Source organism: Paraburkholderia lebeckiae, assembly GCF_050436325.1.
Lineage (GTDB): Bacteria > Pseudomonadota > Gammaproteobacteria > Burkholderiales > Burkholderiaceae > Paraburkholderia > Paraburkholderia tuberum.
Map to the genome: position 1 here is coordinate 1,143,877 of NZ_JBNDLZ010000003.1, position 20,934 is coordinate 1,164,810.

The following is a 20,934-nucleotide window of genomic DNA, read 5'->3' on the forward strand; positions in this document are numbered from 1 at the left end:
GCACGCACAGCGTGCGCAGTCAGTGTTTTCCCCCAATATCGATTCGTCCTGCAAAAGACCTGGCGCGGATAGAATCGTTCGGCGACTGCACTTCAATTCCATAAAAAAGAGGAGACATTGTCATGGCTAGTCCTGCAAATCCGCTGCGCCATCCCGGCGCTGGCGCCCCGCCTTCGACGTTCGAAGAGGCGACTTATCGCAAGGTTACCTGGCGGCTCGCGCCGTTATTGATGCTCTGCTACATCGTTGCCTATCTGGACCGCGTAAACGTCGGCTTCGCGAAGCTGGGGATGAGCACGGATCTTGGCTTGAGCGATGCCGTGTATGGCTTCGGCGCGGGGATTTTCTTCCTCGGCTATTTCATCTTCGAAGTGCCGAGCAACGTGATCCTGCATAAGGTCGGCGCGCGTGTCTGGATCGCGCGGATCATGATTTCGTGGGGCGTGATATCCATACTGACGATGTTCGTCACCACGCCGACGATGTTTTATGTCATGCGCTTTCTGCTCGGGCTTGCAGAGGCGGGCTTCTTTCCTGGGATTATTTTGTATCTCACCTACTGGTATCCGGCACATCGGCGTGGACGGATGACGACCTGGTTTATGACCGCGATTGCGTTGTCGGGGGTGATTGGTGGGCCGGTGTCTGGCTATATCCTGAAGAACTTTAATGGCGTGAACGGGTGGCACGGGTGGCAGTGGCTGTTTCTGCTCGAAGGGGTGCCGTCGGTGTTGGTTGGGATCATCGTGTTTGTGATGCTCGATGATCGGATTTCGAAGGCCAAGTGGCTGACCCGGGAAGAGCAGCAGTTGCTTGAGAGTCAGGTGTCGGCTGAGGAAGCGACCAAGCACGATATGCCGATTCGGCAGGTACTCACTAGCGGGCGGGTGTTGATGTTGAGCCTCACCTACTTTTCGTTTGTGATGGGCCTTTATGGGGTGAGCTTCTGGTTGCCGACGATTATCAAATCTACCGGCGTCACCGATGCGTTTTTGATTGGGCTGCTATCGGCGGTGCCGTTTGCGGCGGCTGTTGTGGCGATGGTCTTTGTGGCGCGGAGTGCGGATCGGTCGAGGGAACGACGCTGGCATATTGCGTTGCCGGCGTTTCTTGGTGCTGTGGGGCTCGTGCTTTCCGTCGTTTGGGCGCATAACACCTTGCTTGCCATGACTGGGTTGACGCTGGCTACTATGGGCATCCTCACTACACTGCCGTTGTTTTGGAGTTTGCCTACGGCGATTCTTGCAGGCACCGGCGCCGCTGCCGGGATTGCGATGATTAATTCGATTGGGAACCTTGCCGGTTTCCTTAGTCCTTATGCTGTGGGGTGGTTGAAGGAGGTTACTGCGGCGAACGACTCAGGCATGTATATGCTCGCGGCGTTTATGGTGCTTGGCGGTTTGCTTGCTATTAGTGTGCCGGCGAGGATGGTTGATAAGTGAACGGAATCGCTGCTGCGAGAGTCTAGCGACACTCGTTACTGGCCCCTCTCTTCTTACAAGCGGAAAGCCCCGAAAAACGGGGCCTTCCGCTAAGGCTTCGGAAGAAGCATTGTGGTGCAAAAGGAACGACCCAACGAGGCAAGTGATCGAACAGGCCGAGCGCCCCGTATGACTTCCTATCAGAACAGACGTACAGCGTCCGTTGCTGTCAAATGGGTGACGAAAAACATCGCAGTCAAACCTGGCCAAAATTTCAATGACCGCCGCTGCACCTGGCCGGTTGTACCCATTCAGTTCTGGTGCCGCAAAGCTGCCGCTGCCGCAGGGAATGGCGGCCTTCGGAACGAGGTTTCGGCGTCGTCAGAACAACGCTGCGATATCGCGAATTGGGTGCAGTGCCAGGTTACTCGTCATCGTCCCCGTGATGATGATGGTGCTCCCAGCCCCTGTGCCAACCATGGTCATGGTGCCAGTGCCTGTCACGGTCGTCATTGTATTCGTACCCATAGCCATACCCGTAGCCATAGGCCGGAGCAGGCACGTAAGTCACTGGTGGCGCCTCATAGACCACTGGGGGCGGCGCGACATAAACTGGCCCCGGCGCGCCAAGGTAAACACCAAGGTCTACATGAGCCAGCGCCGCGCCCGAAGTGCACGCAGCGGAAACGCCTGCAATACACAAAATGAAGGTGCGCTTCATGTTTATCTCCCTGTTCGCTGGCATCGGGTGTTGATGCGATTTAGCGATATCGATTGTATGTGTAGCTCTAGTGGACAAATAAACGTGAAGTGTCAGCCTGGTAACCGTTTGTAAAGCGCTGTGCCCTCCGGTTCTCTGCGTGCTTACGAAGCACTCAGAGAATCGCCATAGACATGCACATGCTCACCAACCTGAACGGTAGGCTGCGTGTCGTAGTTGAAGTTTCGATACTTGCCATCCTGCATTCTGACTTGCACCTGGTAGGTGGCATCTTTGCGTATGGCATGTTCGATAACCGTTACCGGCAAGGCCGCCGCCAACCGCACCCGCTATCGTCGCAGAACACGGCCGCGCCCTTGGCCAACCTGATTGACCAGCAGCCCGCCTGCCACCGCACCGCCTACTGCGCCGAGCCCGGTGGTCGACTCTTGCGTTTGGACTGCGTTGACCGCGACACCTGCATTAGGGTCGACGGCAACGGGTCGTGGCGGCTGGGTGGCATTACGGTAAATATCGTCGTGCGCGTACCTGGGCGCTGGCGACGACGCACTGCTATGGTGGTGATGAACATGGGATTCGCTCACCGTGTTGGTCCGCGTGCCTTGTTGCTCCGCATACGGTTGAGCCACGTCGAGCGGCATGCTGGCTGGCTGCGCGGCGACCGCTGCAGTTTGCGACAGCGGCGGCGTTACCGCTCGGGATTTCGGAAGCAGACCGGTCATTGCGGCGATGCCGGTGAGATTTGTAAGCAGTAGTAGCTCGCCGGGACGCGTTGGCATCACCTGCTCCAGCGGGCCACGGATGCGTCACGCGCCTGCAAGCGATCCGCGTGCGGTGCGCGCCTCCGGTAGAGTCGTGAAAAGGAAAAGTGCTTCGGCTACTGTAGACCGCACGCAAGCAATTCGACTCATAGAGAAACAATGGCCGGTCACCGCGGCCATTATCGATTGGTCCTGCGCAAACTCCCGCATCAATCCTTTTCCGCCATCCGCGCCGGCTGCACAGCCGGCATCCTGCGATAGATAGTGTTCCGCGAGACCCCGAGCGCACGCGCCGCGGCAGACACGTTTCCGCCATAGCGCGCCAGCGTCATCGCAACCACAGAGGTGGCAACGTCCTGCAGCCGAGCACCGTCGGGCAGCGACGCATCGCCAGCAGCAGGCGCATTCGCAGCCGAACCGGCCGAAAGGGCTGCAGAGCTCGAAGCGGCCGACGCAGCAGAGTCCCCCTGTCCAAGCTCGCCATCGCCGCAACCCGCGCCCCCCACATCATCCAGAAAATCATCCGGCAAATGCTCCCACCGAATCACCCCATCCTCCTCCACCATCGCCGCCGCAGTGCGCAGCAGATTAGCCAGCTGCCGACAGTTACCCGGCCACGCATGTCGCCCGAACGCCGCCATCACATCAGCCGAAACGCTGAGCGCCTGCCGCCCCCCGCTTTCGACTGATTCCCACAGCAACATCTTTTGAACGACGACCGCGAGATCGCTCCGCTCACGCAACGCCGGCAACCGAACCGCAAGCCCGTTGATCCGATAGTAAAGATCCTCGCGAAACTGGTTCTGCGCAATCATCTCGCGCAAGTTGCGGTGTGTCGCGCAAATAATGGCGACATCAACAGGAACCGCCCGCGTCGCCCCAAGCGGCGTCACAACCCGCTCCTGCAAAACACGCAGCAACCGCACCTGCAACGAATGCGGCATATCCCCAATCTCATCGAGAAACAGCGTGCCTCCATGCGCCTGCATCAGCTTGCCGATCGCCCCTTTACGCCGCGCGCCGGTAAACGCTCCCTCTTCATACCCGAATAGCTCGGATTCGATCAGCGACTCCGGAATCGAAGCACAGTTAACCGCCACAAACGGCCCATCACCTCGCGGCGAATCGTTATGAATCGCTTGCGCGAGCAACTCCTTGCCGGTACCGGTCTCGCCGGTGATCAGAATCGGAATATCCTTGCCGAGCACCCTGTGAACCTTCGCGATCAGTGCGGACACACGGGCATCGCCAGTATCGAGATCGCCGAGCCGCGACAGTCCCGCAGCCGGTTGACGCGCATTCGCACACACCGGTCGCGGCGCGACTGCACCCTGCACATCGACGGCCCCACGCCCCAGCCCAAACGACGACCGCCTGAACTGCCCGCGCGCGCAAACCACCGCACCGTTGTGCAAATTCAGCAGCAGATGCGGCGCGACGCCATGCGTCAACCGGTCGATCAATTGCGCATACGAGATCTGAAACAGCGACGACAGCGTATGCGCGCGCAACGCAGCGAGCGAAAAGCCCAACTGAAACTGCGCACTCCGATTGGCGGACAGAAAGCGACCATCATCGGTAAACGCAATGATCCCTTCCATCAGCGTGCCGAGAAATTCCGGCCGTCCGTGGAAAGACACTTGCAGCACGTCGCGAAACGCTGTCGAGAACAGATGGTTTTCGATCATCTGCACCGACATCTTCGCGAGCGCCATCGTGTGCTGGTGATAGCTGCGGTGGTCGCCCGTCACGTCGAGCACGCCGGTCAGATCGCCGTACGGATCGAGAATCGGCACGCTCGAACAGGTCAGGAAGCGGTTTGCCGCCAGATAGTGCTGATCGCCATGAACGACCATCGCACACCCCTCGGCCAGCGAGGTACCGATCGCGTTGGTCCCCTGACGATCCTCGGCCCAGTTCGCGCCAGGCCGCAGCGCCACTTTTTCCGCGCGATGCAGAAAGTCGTCGTCGCCGATCGAATGCAGGATCAACCCTTCGGCGTTGGTCAGCACGATCATGCTTTGCGTATTGACGATCTGCTCGCGCAGCGTCTCCATGACCGGCATCGCATGCGCGCACAGCACCTGGTTCTGTTCGCGCTTCAGCGCGAGTCCCGTGTCGGACAGGATGTCGTAATCCGGCCGGATCGATGCGCGCAGGCCGAACGTCTCGGAGCGTTCGTGGGCTTTCTGGATCGCCGGTGCGGGCCAACTTTTGGAGCGGTTAGCCGCCGCCACGCCGAGCGGATGAACGTCGTCGCGCATTGTCTCCTCCTGAATGCGCCCAGGTCGTGCCGGACGCTTCGATGCGTGTCGACAGAATACTCCCTTTGTCATTCCGCCCGACGCGTGCGGCGACCCCGCGCGGGCCCGCATCCTTGATCTGCGTCAGCGTCGGCCGAATCTGCGGCGTTTCTGAACACCCGCTGCCCGCGCAACTGTTCCGAAACGGAACACTTCCGCCCTACAACTCACCGCAGTCCCTGAAATATCCCACTTCGATGCATTGGTACGGTTCGTGCCTGTTGTGGTCCCGCGCAGTCACCCGATCAACATCACAAAACGGAGACAAGTGATGAATCCATTTGACCTGAAAGCCCTCGGCATCGACATCGAGTATCCCTATCGCCAGCGTTACGAAAACTACATCGGCGGCAAGTGGGTACCGCCGGTCGGCGGCGACTATTTCGACAACGTGTCGCCGATCAACGGGCAGCCGTTTTGTCACGTGCCTCGCTCGAGCGCTGCCGATATCGACCTCGCCATCGACGCCGCGCACGCAGCGCGCCGCAAATGGGCGAAGACCTCGGTGACAGAGCGCGCGAACCTGCTGCTGGCGGTGGCCGAGCGCATGGAGAAGAACCTGAAGCTGCTCGCGGTCGCCGAGACGATCGACAACGGCAAGCCGCTGCGCGAAACGATGGCCGCGGACCTGCCGCTCGCCGTCGATCATTTCCGCTATTTCGCGGGCTGCATCCGCGCGCAGGAAGGCGGCATCTCGGAGATCGACGACAACACGGTCGCTTATCACTTTCACGAGCCGGCTGGGGTGGTCGGTCAGATCATCCCGTGGAATTTTCCGCTGCTGATGGCGGCATGGAAGCTCGCGCCCGCGCTCGCGGCCGGCTGCTGCGTCGTGATGAAGCCCGCCGAGCAGACGCCTGCTTCGGTACTCGTGCTGGTCGAACTGATCGGCGACCTGTTCCCTGCCGGGGTCATCAACATCGTCAACGGCTTCGGCAAGGAAGCGGGCGAAGCGCTCGCCACCAGCAAGCGCATCGCGAAGATCGCGTTCACCGGCTCGACGCCGGTCGGCAAGCGCATCCTGCACGCAGCCGCGGACAACCTGATCCCGTCGACGGTCGAACTCGGCGGCAAGAGCCCGAACATCTTTTTCGCCGACGTGCTCGATCGCGACGACGCGTTCCTCGACAAGGCGCTCGAAGGTCTCGCGATGTTCGCGCTGAATCAGGGCGAAGTGTGCACGTGCCCGTCGCGCGTGCTGGTTCAGGAGTCGATTTACGAGCGCTTCATCGAGAAGGCGATCGCCCGGGTGGAACTCATCAAGGCCGGCCATCCGTTGAACCTCGAAACGATGATCGGCGCGCAGGCATCGCAGCAGCAGCTCGACAAGATCCTGTCGTATATCGACATCGGCCGGGACGAAGGGGCGCGGTGTCTCGTCGGCGGCGAGCGCGCAACGCCTGGCGCCGGCCTCGGCGAAGGTTTCTACGTGAAGCCGACGATGCTGTTCGGCAACAACGATATGCGTGTGTTCCAGGAGGAGATCTTCGGGCCGGTCGCCTCGGTGATGACGTTCAAGGACGAACAGCACGCGATCGAACTCGCGAACGACACGTACTATGGCCTGGGCGCGGGCGTGTGGACTCGCGACGGTACCCGCGCTTACAAGATGGGACGCGAGATCGAGGCGGGACGCGTGTGGACCAACTGCTATCACCTGTATCCGGCGCATGCGGCCTTCGGTGGCTACAAGCAGTCGGGGATCGGGCGCGAAACACACAAGATGGCGTTGTCGAACTATCAGCAGACGAAGTGTCTGCTGGTCAGCTATCAGGCGGAAGCGCTGGGGTTCTTCTAAGCGAAGGGCGCGTCGTCTATGGACGGCGCATGCCGGCTCTCCGGTGACCCAGCTCCAAGTCTGAATACTATTCCTTCCCAACCCCCTCGACATAGTTATCAACCGCACTGCTCACGGTCGGATGAAAGCACGCATCGCCAATCAGATCGGTCAACTCGAAGCGTCTGAGCTTGTCGCGAACCGGATCCTTCATCTCTGCGAAGTGCAGCGCGATCCCGCGCTCGTCGAGCGTGCGGGTCAGTTCCCGCAGCATGTCGGCGGAGGTGACGTCCACGCTCGTCACCGGTTCGGCCGCCACCACCACACGCCGCACCGGTGCCGGCGATTCGGCGACGGCTTCCTGCAGGCGCTCCTGAAACTGCTCGGCATTCGCAAAGAACAGCGGTGCATCCCAGCGAAACAGCACGAGCCCGGGGATTCGCTGGGCATGCGGATAGCGCTGCAAGTCGTGATAGCCGCGCAAACCTTCGACGCGACCGAGCACCGCGTAGTGCGGTCGCCAGCCGTCCCACAGAAATTCGATGACCGCGATCACCACCGCGAAGCAGATGCCGGGAATCGCACCGAACACCGCGACGCCGGCAAAGCAGGCCATCGACAGCCAGAACTCCCATTGCTGGATGCGGAAAATCCGCTTCAGGTCCGTGATCTCGAACAGACCGATCGCCGCCGCGATGACGACCGCGGCGAGCGCACTGTTGGGCAGGTAGCGCATCAGATTGGGCGCGGCCATCAGCAGCGCCGCGACCGCCAGCGCGCCGACGACGCCCGTCAGTTGCGTCTTCGCACCCGCCGCCTCGGCGACCGGCGTGCGCGACGAACTGCTGCTGATCGGGAAGCCGTGGAACAGGCCGGCCGCAAGATTGGCCGCGCCGAGCCCGACCATCTCCTGATTGGGGTCGACGCGGCTGCGAAAACGTGCCGCGAAAGTTCGCGACAGCACGCTGGTATCCGCGAACGAGATCAGCGCGACCGCGCAGCCGCCGAGCAGAATCTTGACCAGATCGGCGTCGGTGACCCACGGCAGCGCAAAGGTCGGCAGGCCTTGAGGAATCTTGCCGAGCACCTTCACACCAATGCTATCGAGGTGCAATGCGGTGACGCACAACGTCGCAACGATCACGGCGATCAGGATACCCGGCAGCTTTTCGAAGCGCTTGAGAAACAGGATCAGCACGAGGCTTCCAGCGCCCACCGCGAAGCTATACCAGTTGGATTTGCCGTCGGCGATGGCCTGCACGAGGCTCACGATGTCCCGCAATGGCCCGCGCTCTTCGATCGAGATGGCAAACAGTTTGGGCAGCTGACTGATCAGCACGGCGAGGGCAATGCCGTTCATATAGCCGTAGCGAATGGGTTTCGACAACAATTCAGTGATGAATCCCAGCCGCAGCAAGCCCATCACGATACAGAACAGGCCGGACACGATCGCCATCATGCTGGCCGCCGCAATCGCGCGCGACGGGTCGCCCGCAGCGATTTGCACGACGACCGCCAGAATCGGAGCGGCGAGCGCGGAGTCGGGACCGAGCACGAGAATCCGGCTCGGACCGAACAGCGCATACGCCAACAGCGGAACGATCGTCGCGTAGAGGCCGTACACGCCAGGGACGCCGGACGCCTCCGCGTAAGCGATCCCAACCGGCACCAGCATCGTGGTCAGCACCAGTCCAGCCGTCAGATCGTTCGGCAGCCAGCTCAGCCGGTACGCCTTGAGCACCGTCAGTCCCGGCAGCCAGCGCATCCAGCGGTGTGCGCTGCTTACAGCAGTCTGTTCTTTGCGAGGAACTGGCCTGTCCGCTTCCATTTTTGGAATGTCCGTAGTCGAGGACGCCGCACCACGGTTTGTGGACGGTACCGTCATTCGAAGGATAGTCCAGACATTCCGTCGGCGACAGGGATGAGGCCGACCGGCCGCGCATCAGGGCCGCTGGCGCCTCAGCAGCCACGCGACGCCCCCGGCCAGCGCCATCACTGCCGCGGCGTACACCGCATGGCGATGCCGATCGGTGAACATCTGCCAGCAGTACGCACGCGCTTCATCATCGAAGCGACCATGCGAAGTGTAGTGGCCCGGCACCGGCTCGTAGAGATTCGCGGGCGCATCGGCGGGCAACGGTTCATCGGTCAATTGCCCGTCGTAACCCGCCCGCGCGAGATAGCGGTCGAGCAGCGTCGGCGCGATCCGGTTCGCGAGGATCGCCTTGACCGTCGACCACCCGACCCACACCTGCCGCCGCCGATGGGTGGCCGCAAAGTAGATCGCCCGTGCCGCCACTTCCGGCTGAAACACCGGCGCCACCGGCCGCGCCTTGCGCCCCGTGCGATTGAGCGCCCAGTCGAATTGCGGCGTATTGACCGCGGGCAAATCGACCATCGTCAGATGGATATCGACTCCGTCGTGCAGCAACTCGGAACGCAACGAATCGGTGAAGCCGCGCACGGCAAACTTCGCGCCGCAATAGATCGACTGCAACGGCACCGACCGGTACCCGAGCGCCGAGCCGACATTGACGATCGTCCCGTGCCCGCGCGCGCGCATCACGGGGAGCGCCGCCAGCATGCCGTTGACCTGCCCCAGATAGGTCACCTGCGTGCCGCGTTCGACATCGCGCGCGCTGAGCGCCGACACCGGCGCAAACGCGGTCGCCATCGCGACGTTGACCCAGACGTCGATGCCGCCCCACTCGCGCTTCACGCGCTGCGCGGCGCGCTCGATCGCGTCGGCATCGGCGACATCGGCCGCAATGGCGAGTGCGCGCACGCCATAGGTCGCGGCGATCTCCTCGGCGGCACGAGCGAGCCGTCGCGGTTCGCGCGCGATGAGCCCAACGTCATAGCCCTGCCGCGCAAATTCGGACGCGCTCGCGCGCCCCACGCCGGCACTTGCCCCTGTAATGACGACGACGCCCTTGCGCTCGACGTCGCCGCTGCGGGTCCCGGTTTGCACCGTCACAGCGTCGCTGGCCACTTTGAACACCTCCGAGGTTGCGCATCCAGTGAGGTGGTGAAGCAAAGCGCAGTCCCGACGATTCGAGCTGGGGATCTGCGAATTGCGCGCGAGTCCAGCGCACGCTCGGCCGGCGGGACGCCGGAAAAACAAATGGCCGCAGCGCGGGGCTGCGGCCATCAGGTAGCGGTTTGCGGGGCTTGCGCGCTTCAGCGCATGGCCGAAAACGCCGAACTCACGTCACGTTCATCGCCAACGCACTCTCGCGATAGTGCTGGCTCGCCTTGTCGGTATCGCCCAACTGCTCGTGCAGACGCGCGAGCGCGCGATGCGAGCGGATCTTCAGCGTCTCGTTGTCGGCAAGCTTCAGCGCGCGTTCGAGGAACGACTGCGCCTTGCCCCACAACTGCTGATGCAGGCACAGGCGCCCCAGCGCGAACATCAGGTCCGCGTCTTCCGGCCGATCCTTCTGCCACGCCTCGGCCTTCTGGATCAGCGGCAACGCATCGCCGCCGGCCGTGTCCGGATAGCGTCGCAACAGGCGCGCATCCCAGTTCTGCGCGAGCGCCTCCTCGACGATCTTGCGCGCCTCCTGCGGACGGTTCAGCGCGACCAGCAGTTCGGCGGCGGTGTCGGCGAGGCGCGGCGAATGACGCTCGGTCGCCGACAGCGAGTTCCACAGTTCGAGCAGCGCGTCCGCATTGTGGCGACGATCGCGCAGCAGATTTTCCGCCGCCAGTTGACGCAGCCGCACCGCGACCGCCGGATGGATCGCCTCGCGTTTCTCCAGCGTCTTCACGAGCTTCAGCACTTCGCCCCAGTTCTTCAGCTGCTGCTGCGCGCGCAGCATGATTTGCTGCGCGTGAATGCGCCGCGCGCCCTGCGATTGCATCTCGGTCAGCGCATTGAGCGCGCCGTCGGCGTCGCGGCCGTCGGCGCGCATGTCGGCGGTGGCCATCAGGCGCGCGTCCTGCCAGTCGGCTTCGTCGATCTGCGCGAGCCATTCGTCGCGCCGCGCGTACTCATGCATGCGATGCGCGGCGGTCGCCGCGATCAAACCGGCCGCGCCCTTGTTGTCGCCATTCGTGAGCGCGTCCTTGGCGGCCTTTTCCGCGCGCGAGAAACGCCCCGCGTACAGGTTGCCGATCGCGTCGCGCAACGCCGCATGCGCCTTCGCGACACGCGCGCGTGCGCGGTACGCGGCGACGCGCTGCGGCATGCGCCAGACATTGCGGATGATGCGCAACAGCGCATAGAGCAGGATGAACAGCACCACCAGCCCGACGACGAACAGGTTCAGCGACATGTCGACGCGGTACGGCGGATAGATCAGCAGCACTTGCCCAGCGTCGAAGCGCCCGCCCACCGCGAGCACGACCGCGACGGCGAACAGCGCCGCGAGCCATAGGAGTCCCCGGATCGCCATGATTAACCCCGGTTCCGGTATTGATTGACGGCCTGCAGGCTCGTATCGAGGTTCGGCAGCTCGACGGCGGCCGAACCGGCGTCCACCTGCTTGACCAGATCGATGACCGTCTGCGTGTCTTTCGACGACGCGTCGAAGTAGCGCGTCAACGCGGACTGCGCCGCCTGCAGGTCGGACTTCAGCGTGGTCTGGTTGCGCGACAGCAGCGCGAGACGCGCCGACAGCAGACGCAGCTTCAGGTTCTCGCGCACGAAGTAGCCTTGATCCGGCGTGACCAGCATCGCGTCGGCGTTGTCGATACGGCGCACCTGCACGAGGCTCGTCAGCTGTTCGCCGATGCCGTGCGCGACCTCGTCGATCCACACTTCCCAGCGCGGCTTGCCGGTGGCCGCGGCCACCTTCGCGGTGTCGGCCCACGTGGCCGCATGCGGCGTGGCACGCGGAATCGGTGCTTCACCCGACAGCGGCAGGCCGTTCACGTGATCGATCGCGTTGTCGAGCTTGATCGCGAGGCCGGTCAGATCGGTGGACGGCGCGGCCTTCAGCTTGTCGATGTCCTGCGCGATCGCCTTGCGCACCGCGACCGCCTGCGGACTGTCCGACGCCGCGAGGCGTGTATCGGCGCTTTGCAATGCGAACAGCGCGAGCTGCGTATTGCCGGTCAGCTGCAACTGCTGGCTCGCCGCCGACAGCATCTGCCCGACTTCGGCGAGCGTCCAGTCGTCGCGATTGCGCGCGAGATCCGCGTATTGCTGTTGCAGCGCCTGCTGCGCGGCCTGCGCATCGGCGAGCTTGCCTTCGAGCTGCGCGACCTGCGAGTCCGATTGATGCACGGTGGCGAGCGCCTGGTCGATCTTGATGCGCAGTTCGTTGGTCTGAGTGTCGTTGGCCTGCTGACGCTGCGCGAGTTCCTGCTCGGTGCGCACCAGCTTGCGGTTCATCGCGAAGCCGCCCACGCCCGCCGCGCACGCGATGACCACGATGACAAACCACAGCAGCGGTCCGCTCGTGCTGCGGCGCTTTTGCGCTTCGTACGGCGTGAAGGGTTGGTTCGGCGGCAAGGCGGCGCTTGCGGGCGGCTGAGGTGAGGCGTTCGTGGATGCGTTCGTTTCAGTCATGCGTGGTTGAGCCGGGTTGGACGATACCGGTTGGACGACGGGAGGCACGGCGGCCGCGGCAACGAGGGCTCGGACTATGCGCTCGTCGCCCGCGCCGGACACCGTAATCCTATCAAAACCCAATGCCCGCGCGGTCTGCGCGATGCGCGGATGCGGCGTGACGAGCGGCGCGTGTTTGAGCTGCTCGAGCTCGCCGGCGGTCAGATGTTCGTGCGCGAGTTCGTGCAGATTGCGTACGCCTTCGGAGCTGGTCAGAAGCCATGCGTGCGGCGTGCCCGCGAGCAGTTCGTGCACGCGCGCCCATGCGCCGATCGACGGCTCCGGCACGATGCGCCGGTAAGCAGCCACCGCGTCGATTTCGGCGCCGGCTTCACGCAGGCGCTCGCTCAGCCATTCGCGGCCGCCGTCGCCGCGCACGATCAGCACGCGCTTGCCTTCGAGGCCCGCGGCACCGAGTTGCGCCTCGAGCGCGGCAAACAGGCTCTCGGAGTCGAAGCTCGTCGATTCGTCGTCGGCGCCCGCCGCGGGGCTGATCACGCGATGCTCGGGCGCGCTGACGCCGTGGCGCGCGAGCGCTTGCACGCTGCCCGGGCCGACCACGCCGATCGGCAGCGCATGCGGCCAGATATCGTTCTGGCGCGCGAACGCGTGATCGACTGCGTTCGGCGACACGAACACGACGAGCGCGTAGCGTTCGAGCGACGCGAGCGCGGCGCACAACGACGCGTCATCGATGACGGGCGCGATGTCGATCAGCGGGAAGTCGAGCGACGCGAGTCCGGCTGCTTCGAGCTGTTCGACGAGTTCGCTCGACTGGCCGGCCGGCCGCGTGATCACGACCGTGAAGGGCGCCTTCTCGGGCGAGACGGCGGCCATCACTCGCTGGCCGCCGCGCCGGGCGCGGCCGCGGGACCGCTCGCCGTACTGAGCGCGCGGACGATGTCGAGCGCGCCCTGCTGCGCGAGCGAGTGCGCTACTTCCTCGCCGAGCGCGCGCGCGCGTTCGACGGTGAGCGCCGGCGCCGACGCCTGCGCGCTCAGCACGCGCTGGCCGTCCGGCGTCGCGACGATGCCGCGCAGATGCAGCGCGCCATCGCCCCAGGTTGCGTAGGCGGCGAGCGGCACCTCGCAGCTGCCGCCGAGCACGCGCGATACCATGCGCTCCGCTTCGACGGCCGCCGCCGTGTGCTGATGATGCAGCGGCGCGAGCCATGCGGCGAGGTCCGCGCGATCGGCGCGAATCTCGATGCCGAGTGCGCCCTGGCCCGCCGCGGGCAGACTGTCCTCGGGATCGAGCAGCGCGCGGATGCGGTCGGCGAGGCCCAGCCGCTTCAGCCCGGCCGCGGCCAGAATGATCGCCGCGTAATCGCCGCGATCGAGCTTGGCGAGTCGGGTATCGAGATTGCCGCGCAACGGCCGCACGTCGAGACGCGGATAGCGCATGCGCAGCATCGCCTCACGCCGCAGGCTCGAGGTGCCGACCACGGCGCCGGCCGGCAGCGCGGCGAGCGAGTCATACTGAGTGGACACGAGCGCATCGCGCGGGTCCTCGCGCTCCATGATGGTGGACAGCGCGAAACCGGCCGGCAACTCCATCGGCACGTCCTTCAGCGAATGCACCGCGAGGTCGGCGCGGCCATCGGCGAGCGCGGCTTCGAGCTCCTTCACGAAGAGCCCCTTGCCACCCACCTTCGACAGCGTGCGATCGAGAATCTGATCGCCACGTGTCGTCATTCCGAGGATTTTTACGTCACAAGATGGATATAATTTGTGCAGCGCACATCGCACATGCTCGGCTTGCCACATGGCAAGGCGGCTCTCTCGCGACGCAATCACAAGCGTGTGGGGTGGCGTGGAAAACGTCTCGGTGTTCATTAGCTTGCTGCTGGATGTCGGGATGGAATAACAATCAATGTTAGCACGCGGCCTCGTTCGCGCCCTTTGGTTCCAAGGCACGGCGAAGCGCCGTGCGCAAGCGATATCGACGGAGGAGACGGGCTTCGCGTCATGCGCGACGGCCCCATTCCGCGTTGTCACGTACGGTCGTTCGCGCACTGCGCGGCGGCATGCGGGATGATGCAATGCGGCGAACATGCTGAGGCAATGCCTGCCGCGTGTTCGGTCCCAGCGCGGGCTGGCAACCCGTGGCTCCTCTCTCCCTCGTCGGCGTCGCGCGATTCGGCAGCGCGCGTGTCGTTCCGCGTACGCGGTGCGGCACGCGCGGGCCCCGCTTCTAGTGGGTCGAGCAATCGCCGTGTACAGTCGCCGTTTCAAGTCTCCGTTGCAGTTGCACTAGCAGTCCGTCTTGCAGTCCGTTGCGTAGTCCCTGTTGCACGCAGTTCACGTTGCACTTGCTGATGGCAGTCCCGCAGTCGCAGTTCATCAATCAACAGACCCTGGCTTCCCCGAGGAAACTCATCGTGACGTCTTCCGGATCGGCGCGCCCCGCCCGCCGCAACACTGCCTCGCCCACCGCTCGCCCGGCCGACGCCGCGGCGCCTGACCCCCTGTCCGACGTTGCCGCGCACGCTATATCGTCGAGCGTCGGTCAACATGGCGACACGCGCGCCGACCAGCGCGCCAGGCGCCGCGCCCTCGCCGCTCGCGCCACCAAAGCCCCGAAGGCCGCGCAGACCTCGGTGCCCGTCAAGCAGGACAAGGCGCAAAAGGCGTCGAAAGCCGGCAAGGCCAGCAAGGCTGAACAGGCCGCGACGTCGGCCACCGCGCGCAAGCCGGCCAAGGCCAAGGTCGATGGCGACACAACACTCCCGCGCGCCGCGAAACCGTCGAAACTGAAGGACCTGCCGCAGGCTCAGTCCGCCGCCGCGACCACCGCGAAGAGCAGCGGTCGCACGCGCGAGGACAAGGACCACCCGCTGTTCCAGGACATCCGCTATCTCGGGCGTCTGCTCGGCGACGTGCTGCGCGAGCAGGAAGGCGAGGCGGTGTTCGACATCGTCGAGACGATCCGGCAGACGGCAGTGCGTTTCCGACGCGAGGACGACAGCGCCGCCGCGCAGACGCTCGACAAGAAGCTGCGCACGCTGACGCCCGAGCAGACCGTCAGCGTCGTGCGCGCGTTCAGCTACTTTTCGCATCTCGCGAACATCGCCGAGGACCGTCACCGCAACCGCCGACACCGAATTCACGCGCTCGCGGGCTCGGCCTCGCAGCCGGGCACGATCGCCCATGCGCTCGAGCGGCTCGCCGCGGCTGGTGCCGCAGCGACACCGGTGCTGCAGCGGTTTTTCGACGACGCGCTGATCATGCCGGTGCTGACCGCGCATCCGACCGAAGTGCAGCGCAAGAGCATTCTCGACGCGCAGCACGACATAGCGCGTCTGCTCGCCGAGCGCGACCAGCCGCTGACGAACCGCGAGCGCGCGCACAACGAAGCGATGCTGCGCGCGCGCGTCACGTCGCTGTGGCAAACGCGCATGCTGCGCGACTCGCGTCTGACGGTCGCCGACGAAATCGAAAACGCGCTGTCGTACTACCGCAGCACCTTCCTCGAAGAACTGCCGGCGCTGTACGCCGACATCGAGGAGGCGCTGAAGGAGCATGGCCTCGAAGCGCGCCTGCCGCCGTTCTTCCAGATGGGCAGCTGGATCGGCGGCGATCGCGACGGCAATCCGAACGTCACCGCCGAAACGCTCGAAAACGCGATCACGCGGCAGGCCGCGGTGATCTTCGAGCACTACCTGGAGCAGGTGCACAAGCTCGGCGCGGAGCTATCGATGTCGAATGTGCTCGTCGGCGCGAGCGATGCGCTGAATGAGCTCGCGGCCATCTCGCCCGACCATTCGCCGCATCGCACCGACGAGCCGTATCGTCGCGCGCTGATCGGCATATACACACGGCTCGCGGCGAGCGCGCGCGTGCGCCTGGGCGAAGGCAGCGTGCCGCTGCGCAGCGCCGGCCGAGGCGCGGCGCCGATCCGCGCGCTTCCCTACGACGACGCCGCCGACTTCGTGCGCGACCTCCACGTGCTGATGGATTCGCTCGCCGAGCATCACGGCGCGCCGCTCGCCGCGCCGCGTCTCGCGCCCCTCGCGCGCGCGGCCGAAGTGTTCGGTTTCCATCTCGCGAGCATCGATCTGCGGCAAAGCTCCGACATCCACGAAGCGGTAATCGCCGAGCTGCTCAAGCGCGCCGGTGTCGAGGACGATTACGCGGCGTTGCCGGAAGCCGACAAGCTGAACGTGCTGGTCGCCGAGCTCGCGCAGCCGCGCGCGCTGCGCGTGCGCTCCGCCGACTACTCCGAGCTCGTGAAAAGCGAACTCGCGGTGCTCGAGGAAGCGCGCATGACGCGCGAGAAGTTCGGCGCGCGCGCGGTGCGCAACTACATCATTTCGCACACGGAGACCGTTTCCGATCTGGTCGAGGTGATGCTGCTGCAGAAGGAAACCGGCCTGTTGCGCGGACGCCTCGGCGACGAGCACGACCCCGCGCGCGCCGGCCTGATGGTGATCCCGCTGTTCGAGACGATCCCCGACCTGCGCAACGCGCCGCACATCATGCGCGATCTGATCGCGCTGCCAGGGATTAGCGCGCTGATCGAACACCAGGGCAACGAGCAGGAAGTGATGCTCGGCTACTCGGACAGCAACAAGGACGGCGGCTTCCTGACGTCGAACTGGGAACTGTATCGCGCGGAGCTTGCGCTCGTGTCGCTGTTCAACGAACGCGGCGTGACGCTGCGTCTGTTCCATGGGCGCGGCGGCACCGTCGGCCGCGGCGGCGGCCCGACCTACCAGGCGATCCTGTCGCAGCCGCCGGGCACCGTCGACGGTCAGATCCGTTTGACCGAGCAGGGCGAAGTGATCGCGAGCAAGTTCGCGAATCCGGAAATCGGCCGGCGCAATCTGGAAACCGTCGTGGCCGCGACGCTCGAAGCGTCGCTGCTGCCGCACGACCACACGTTGGCCGAGCTGCCGGTGTACGAGGAAACGATGCAGCAGCTGTCCGATACGGCGATGGCCGCGTATCGCGCGCTGGTCTACGAAACGCCGGGCTTCAAGGAGTATTTCTTCGAGTCCACACCGATCGCGGAGATCGCCGAGCTGAACATCGGCAGCCGCCCCGCGTCGCGCAAGCTGCAGGATCCGAAGCAACGCAAGATCGAGGATCTGCGCGCGATTCCGTGGGGCTTCTCATGGGGTCAATGCCGGCTGCTGCTGACCGGCTGGTACGGCTTCGGCAGCGCGGTGGCCGAGCACCTCGACAGCGCGCCGTCCGACGCCGAACGCGCGCGCCGTCTCGCGCTGCTGCAGAAGATGCACAAGAGCTGGCCGTTCTTTTCGAACCTGATGTCGAACATGGACATGGTCATCGCGAAGACCGACCTCGCGGTCGCGTCGCGTTATGCCGCGCTCGTGACCGACAAGAAGCTGCGCAAGCATGTGTTCGAGCGCATCGTCGCCGAGTGGGAACGCACGTCGAAGGCGTTGTCGGAGATCACCGGCAAGAGCGACCGGCTCGCCGAGAATCCGCTGCTCGCGCGCTCGATCAAGAATCGCTTCCCGTACCTCGATCCGCTCAATCACCTGCAGGTCGAACTGCTCAAACGCTATCGCGCGGGCGACACGAATGCGCGCGTGCGGCGCGGCATTCATTTGAGCATCAACGGAATCGCGGCGGGGTTGCGCAATACCGGTTGAGGTTGCCGCATTGGTGGACAAAAAGCCGGGTGTGGCCGACGCAGGTCACACCCGGCTTTTCTCATTGCGCGAATCCAGCCGCTACAATAGAGCCCGCCATGTACCAGTACAAGTTCATCAATTATTCTGGTATCTCGATTACCCCTCCACGCGCAGCCGATAGCATGACGACGCCGTCCTCCGCCGATCACCCGCCGCCGCTCGACGCCACCCCGGCCCGCGCGCTCGGCGACTTCATCCGCGCCCATCGCGAGCGGCTGTCGCCGCAGGCGGTCGGGCTGCCGCCGGGGCCGCGTCGCCGCACGCCCGGTCTGCGGCGCGAGGAAGTCGCGCAGCTGTGCGGCGTGAGCCCGACCTGGTACACGTGGATCGAGCAGGGCCGGCCAGTGTCCGCTTCCGCCGATGCGCTCGCGCGCATCGCGGTCGCGTTGCAGCTATCGCGCGCCGAGCGCGCGTATCTGTTCGAGCTGGCCGCGCAACGCGATCCGGCCGACCCCGACCCCGCCGCCGCCGATGCGCCCGCCACGCTGCTGCAAACCGTGCAGCTCATCGACACGCCCGCCTACGTGCTCGACCGGCAGTGGAATGCGCTTGCGTGGAACCAGCGCGCGGCCGATCTGTTCGTCGGCTGGCTCGACGGCGCGCACGACCGCAACCTGCTGCGCTACACGTTCACCGAGCCGGCCGCGCGCGCGTTGATCGTCGATTGGGAAACGCGCGCGCGGCGGCTCGCCGCCGAATTCCGCGCCGACTCGATCCGCCATCTGAACGATGCGCCCACACGCGGGCTGATCGATTCGCTGTCGGCCGCGAGCGACGAGTTCGCACGCTACTGGGCCTCGCAGGACGTCGGCGGGCGCGAAGGTGGCAGGCGCGAGTTCAGCCATCCGCGCGACGGGCGCATCGTTTATGACCAGATCACGTTCAAGCCCGCGCATCGCGAGGATCTGAAGCTCGTGGTGCTGGTGCGCGAATAGGCCCGCGATGGGCGGCAGCGCTTTGGCCGCCCTCCCCCGGTGTTAAAATCTTCGTCTTTCTTCGCTGCGGCGGCGCTTTTGCACGATTCGCGCACTCGCGTTGCCCGCCTCTTCACCGCTCGTTTTTACCGCCCTACACCATGACGTCCCAACTGCACAAAAAAGGCGAAGCCTGGTCGGCTCGCTTCTCGGAGCCGATGTCGGAACTCGTCAAACGCTACACGTCGTCGGTTTTCTTCGACAAGCGTCTGGCGTTCGTCGACATCGAAGGGTCGCTCGCGCACGCGTCGATGCTCGCCGCGCAGAAGATCATTTCCGCCGACGACCTCGCCGCGATCCAGCGCGGCATGGCGCAGATCAAAGGTGAAATCGAGCGCGGCGAGTTCGAATGGCAGCTCGATCTCGAAGACGTGCACCTGAACATCGAAGCGCGCCTGACCGCGCTGATCGGCGACGCCGGCAAGCGCCTGCACACCGGCCGCTCACGCAACGACCAGGTCGCGACCGACATCCGCCTGTGGCTGCGCGGCGAGATCGACCGCATCGGCGAGCTGCTCACCGAACTGCGCGTGGCGCTGCTCGAGATCGCGGAGAAGAACGCCGCGACCATCATGCCGGGCTTCACGCACCTGCAGGTCGCGCAGCCCGTCACGTTCGGCCACCATCTGCTCGCGTACGTCGAAATGTTCTCGCGCGACGCCGAGCGCATGATCGACTGCCGCAAGCGCGTGAACCGTCTGCCGCTCGGCGCGGCCGCGCTCGCCGGCACCAGCTATCCGATCGACCGTCACGCCGTGGCGAAGACCCTCGGCTTCGACGGCATCTGTGCGAATTCGCTCGATGCAGTCTCCGACCGCGACTTCGCGATCGAATTCACGGCCGCCTCCGCGCTCGTGATGACGCACGTGTCGCGCTTCTCCGAAGAACTGGTGCTGTGGATGAGCCCGCGCGTCGGCTTCATCGATCTGGCCGACCGTTTCTGCACCGGCTCGTCGATCATGCCGCAGAAGAAGAACCCGGACGTGCCCGAACTCGCGCGCGGCAAGACCGGCCGCGTGAACGGCCATCTGATGGCGCTGCTCACGCTGATGAAGGGCCAACCGCTCGCGTACAACAAGGACAACCAGGAAGACAAGGAGCCGCTGTTCGACACCGTCGATACCGTCGCCGACACGCTGCGCATCTTCTCTGAAATGGTCGCCGGCATCACGGTCAAGCCGCAGGCGATGCGCGACGCCGCGCTGCAAGGCTTCTCGACCGCGACGGACCTCGCCGACTATCTCGTCAAGCGCGGCCTGCCGTTCCGCGATGCTCACGAAGCAGTCGCGCTCGCGGTGCGCGTGTGCGCCGATCGCGGCTGCGATCTCGCGGACCTGACGCTCGACGAAATGCGCGGCGAACTGCCGAACGTCGCGCATCTGATCGGCGAGGACGTGTTCTCGTATCTGACGCTCGAGGGCTCGGTGGCGAGCCGCAATCATCCGGGCGGCACCGCGCCCGAGCAGGTGCTGGCCGCGGTGAAAGTGGCGCGTGCGGCGTTGAGGTAATCGACGCCTGGGTAGCGCCGTGAGTCTCAGCTTGCGGCGCGGCTGGTTGAACCGGGATCGAAAAGGTGGACCCGTTTGGCGGGTTCGCCTTTTTTATTGCCGCGTGTGAATGGCGAATCGAAGGCAAAAGAAAGCCCGCCAGAAGCGGGCTGAAAAGACTTCCACCGATACCTCAGCAAGAGGCCATCAGAGTGTAGGCGGGTTTCGCTCGCCGACCAATGCGCGCACATTTCCGGCCATTACAGCGGAAAGC

At 64.7% G+C, this 20,934-nt stretch carries 12 protein-coding genes and 1 pseudogene; 5 read left to right on the top strand and 8 right to left on the bottom strand.

Annotation, left to right across the window (positions count from 1 at the left end; genetic code table 11):
- The first annotated feature begins 122 nt into the window (after positions 1-122).
- Positions 123-1,442: an MFS transporter gene (locus tag OKW44_RS23165; protein WP_026225662.1), complete on the top strand. Its 1,320-nt coding sequence runs from the start codon at positions 123-125 to the stop codon at positions 1,440-1,442.
- A gap of 403 nt (positions 1,443-1,845) precedes the next feature.
- On the opposite strand, the gene OKW44_RS23170 is transcribed toward OKW44_RS23165, so the two are convergent.
- The 3 genes and pseudogenes from OKW44_RS23170 to OKW44_RS23180 form a co-directional block, all read right to left on the bottom strand.
- Complete coding sequence (locus OKW44_RS23170; RefSeq protein WP_084754042.1) at positions 1,846-2,142, bottom strand: hypothetical protein; 297 nt, start codon at positions 2,140-2,142, stop codon at positions 1,846-1,848.
- A gap of 143 nt (positions 2,143-2,285) precedes the next feature.
- Positions 2,286-2,897, bottom strand: a pseudogene (locus tag OKW44_RS23175) (glycine zipper 2TM domain-containing protein); the annotation flags it as partial.
- 215 nt (positions 2,898-3,112) lie between these two features.
- Positions 3,113-5,167 carry a sigma-54-dependent Fis family transcriptional regulator gene (locus OKW44_RS23180; RefSeq protein WP_018419760.1) on the bottom strand — a complete coding sequence of 685 codons (2,055 nt, stop codon included), beginning with the start codon at positions 5,165-5,167 and terminating at the stop codon, positions 3,113-3,115.
- Positions 5,168-5,477: 310 nt separating this feature from the next.
- Between OKW44_RS23180 and OKW44_RS23185 the strand changes: the two genes are divergently transcribed.
- Positions 5,478-7,004, top strand: a complete 1,527-nt coding sequence (locus tag OKW44_RS23185; protein ID WP_018419759.1) for an aldehyde dehydrogenase family protein — start codon at positions 5,478-5,480, stop codon at positions 7,002-7,004.
- A 67-nt stretch (positions 7,005-7,071) separates the two neighbouring features.
- Here the strand turns inward: OKW44_RS23185 and OKW44_RS23190 are convergent, their stop codons facing one another.
- The 5 genes from OKW44_RS23190 to hemC form a co-directional block, all read right to left on the bottom strand.
- A complete protein-coding gene (locus OKW44_RS23190) occupies positions 7,072-8,811 on the bottom strand; it encodes a SulP family inorganic anion transporter (RefSeq protein WP_026225661.1) in 1,740 nt (579 codons plus the stop codon).
- A 114-nt stretch (positions 8,812-8,925) separates the two neighbouring features.
- Positions 8,926-9,954 (bottom strand): SDR family oxidoreductase, encoded by a 1,029-nt coding sequence (locus tag OKW44_RS23195; protein ID WP_051103771.1) that lies wholly within the window; start codon positions 9,952-9,954, stop codon positions 8,926-8,928.
- A gap of 235 nt (positions 9,955-10,189) precedes the next feature.
- Positions 10,190-11,380, bottom strand: coding sequence for a heme biosynthesis protein HemY (locus OKW44_RS23200; protein WP_018419756.1), 1,191 nt, complete (start codon positions 11,378-11,380; stop codon positions 10,190-10,192).
- A 2-nt stretch (positions 11,381-11,382) separates the two neighbouring features.
- Entirely contained in the window at positions 11,383-13,374 is a 1,992-nt protein-coding gene (gene hemDX / locus OKW44_RS23205) for a fused uroporphyrinogen-III synthase HemD/membrane protein HemX (protein ID WP_018419755.1), read from the bottom strand.
- Positions 13,374-14,372: a hydroxymethylbilane synthase gene (gene hemC / locus OKW44_RS23210; RefSeq protein ID WP_026225659.1), complete on the bottom strand. Its 999-nt coding sequence runs from the start codon at positions 14,370-14,372 to the stop codon at positions 13,374-13,376. Before hemC ends, hemDX begins: the two co-directional genes overlap by 1 nt.
- 545 nt (positions 14,373-14,917) lie before the next feature.
- On the opposite strand from hemC, the gene ppc reads away from it, so the two are divergent.
- The 3 genes from ppc to argH all read left to right on the top strand — a co-directional run bounded on the left by ppc (position 14,918) and on the right by argH (position 20,681).
- Entirely contained in the window at positions 14,918-18,157 is a 3,240-nt protein-coding gene (ppc, locus tag OKW44_RS23215) for a phosphoenolpyruvate carboxylase (protein ID WP_280784127.1), read from the top strand.
- A gap of 164 nt (positions 18,158-18,321) precedes the next feature.
- A complete protein-coding gene (locus OKW44_RS23220; protein WP_018419752.1) occupies positions 18,322-19,134 on the top strand; it encodes a helix-turn-helix transcriptional regulator in 813 nt (270 codons plus the stop codon).
- 140 nt (positions 19,135-19,274) lie between these two features.
- Positions 19,275-20,681 (top strand): argininosuccinate lyase, encoded by a 1,407-nt coding sequence (gene argH, locus OKW44_RS23225; protein WP_018419751.1) that lies wholly within the window; start codon positions 19,275-19,277, stop codon positions 20,679-20,681.
- Positions 20,682-20,934 lie beyond the last annotated feature (253 nt).

Bases quoted from the DNA above. Each gene is read 5' to 3' on its own strand.
- OKW44_RS23165 (WP_026225662.1), top strand. From the start codon at position 123: ATGGCTAGTCCTGCAAATCCGCTGCGCCATCCCGGCGCTGGCGCCCCG.
- OKW44_RS23170 (WP_084754042.1), bottom strand. From the start codon at position 2,142: ATGAAGCGCACCTTCATTTTGTGTATTGCAGGCGTTTCCGCTGCGTGC.
- OKW44_RS23180 (WP_018419760.1), bottom strand. From the start codon at position 5,167: ATGCGCGACGACGTTCATCCGCTCGGCGTGGCGGCGGCTAACCGCTCC.
- OKW44_RS23185 (WP_018419759.1), top strand. From the start codon at position 5,478: ATGAATCCATTTGACCTGAAAGCCCTCGGCATCGACATCGAGTATCCC.
- OKW44_RS23190 (WP_026225661.1), bottom strand. From the start codon at position 8,811: ATGGAAGCGGACAGGCCAGTTCCTCGCAAAGAACAGACTGCTGTAAGC.
- OKW44_RS23200 (WP_018419756.1), bottom strand. From the start codon at position 11,380: ATGGCGATCCGGGGACTCCTATGGCTCGCGGCGCTGTTCGCCGTCGCG.
- hemDX (WP_018419755.1), bottom strand. From the start codon at position 13,374: ATGGCCGCCGTCTCGCCCGAGAAGGCGCCCTTCACGGTCGTGATCACG.
- hemC (WP_026225659.1), bottom strand. From the start codon at position 14,372: ATGAACACCGAGACGTTTTCCACGCCACCCCACACGCTTGTGATTGCG.
- OKW44_RS23220 (WP_018419752.1), top strand. From the start codon at position 18,322: ATGACGACGCCGTCCTCCGCCGATCACCCGCCGCCGCTCGACGCCACC.
- argH (WP_018419751.1), top strand. From the start codon at position 19,275: ATGACGTCCCAACTGCACAAAAAAGGCGAAGCCTGGTCGGCTCGCTTC.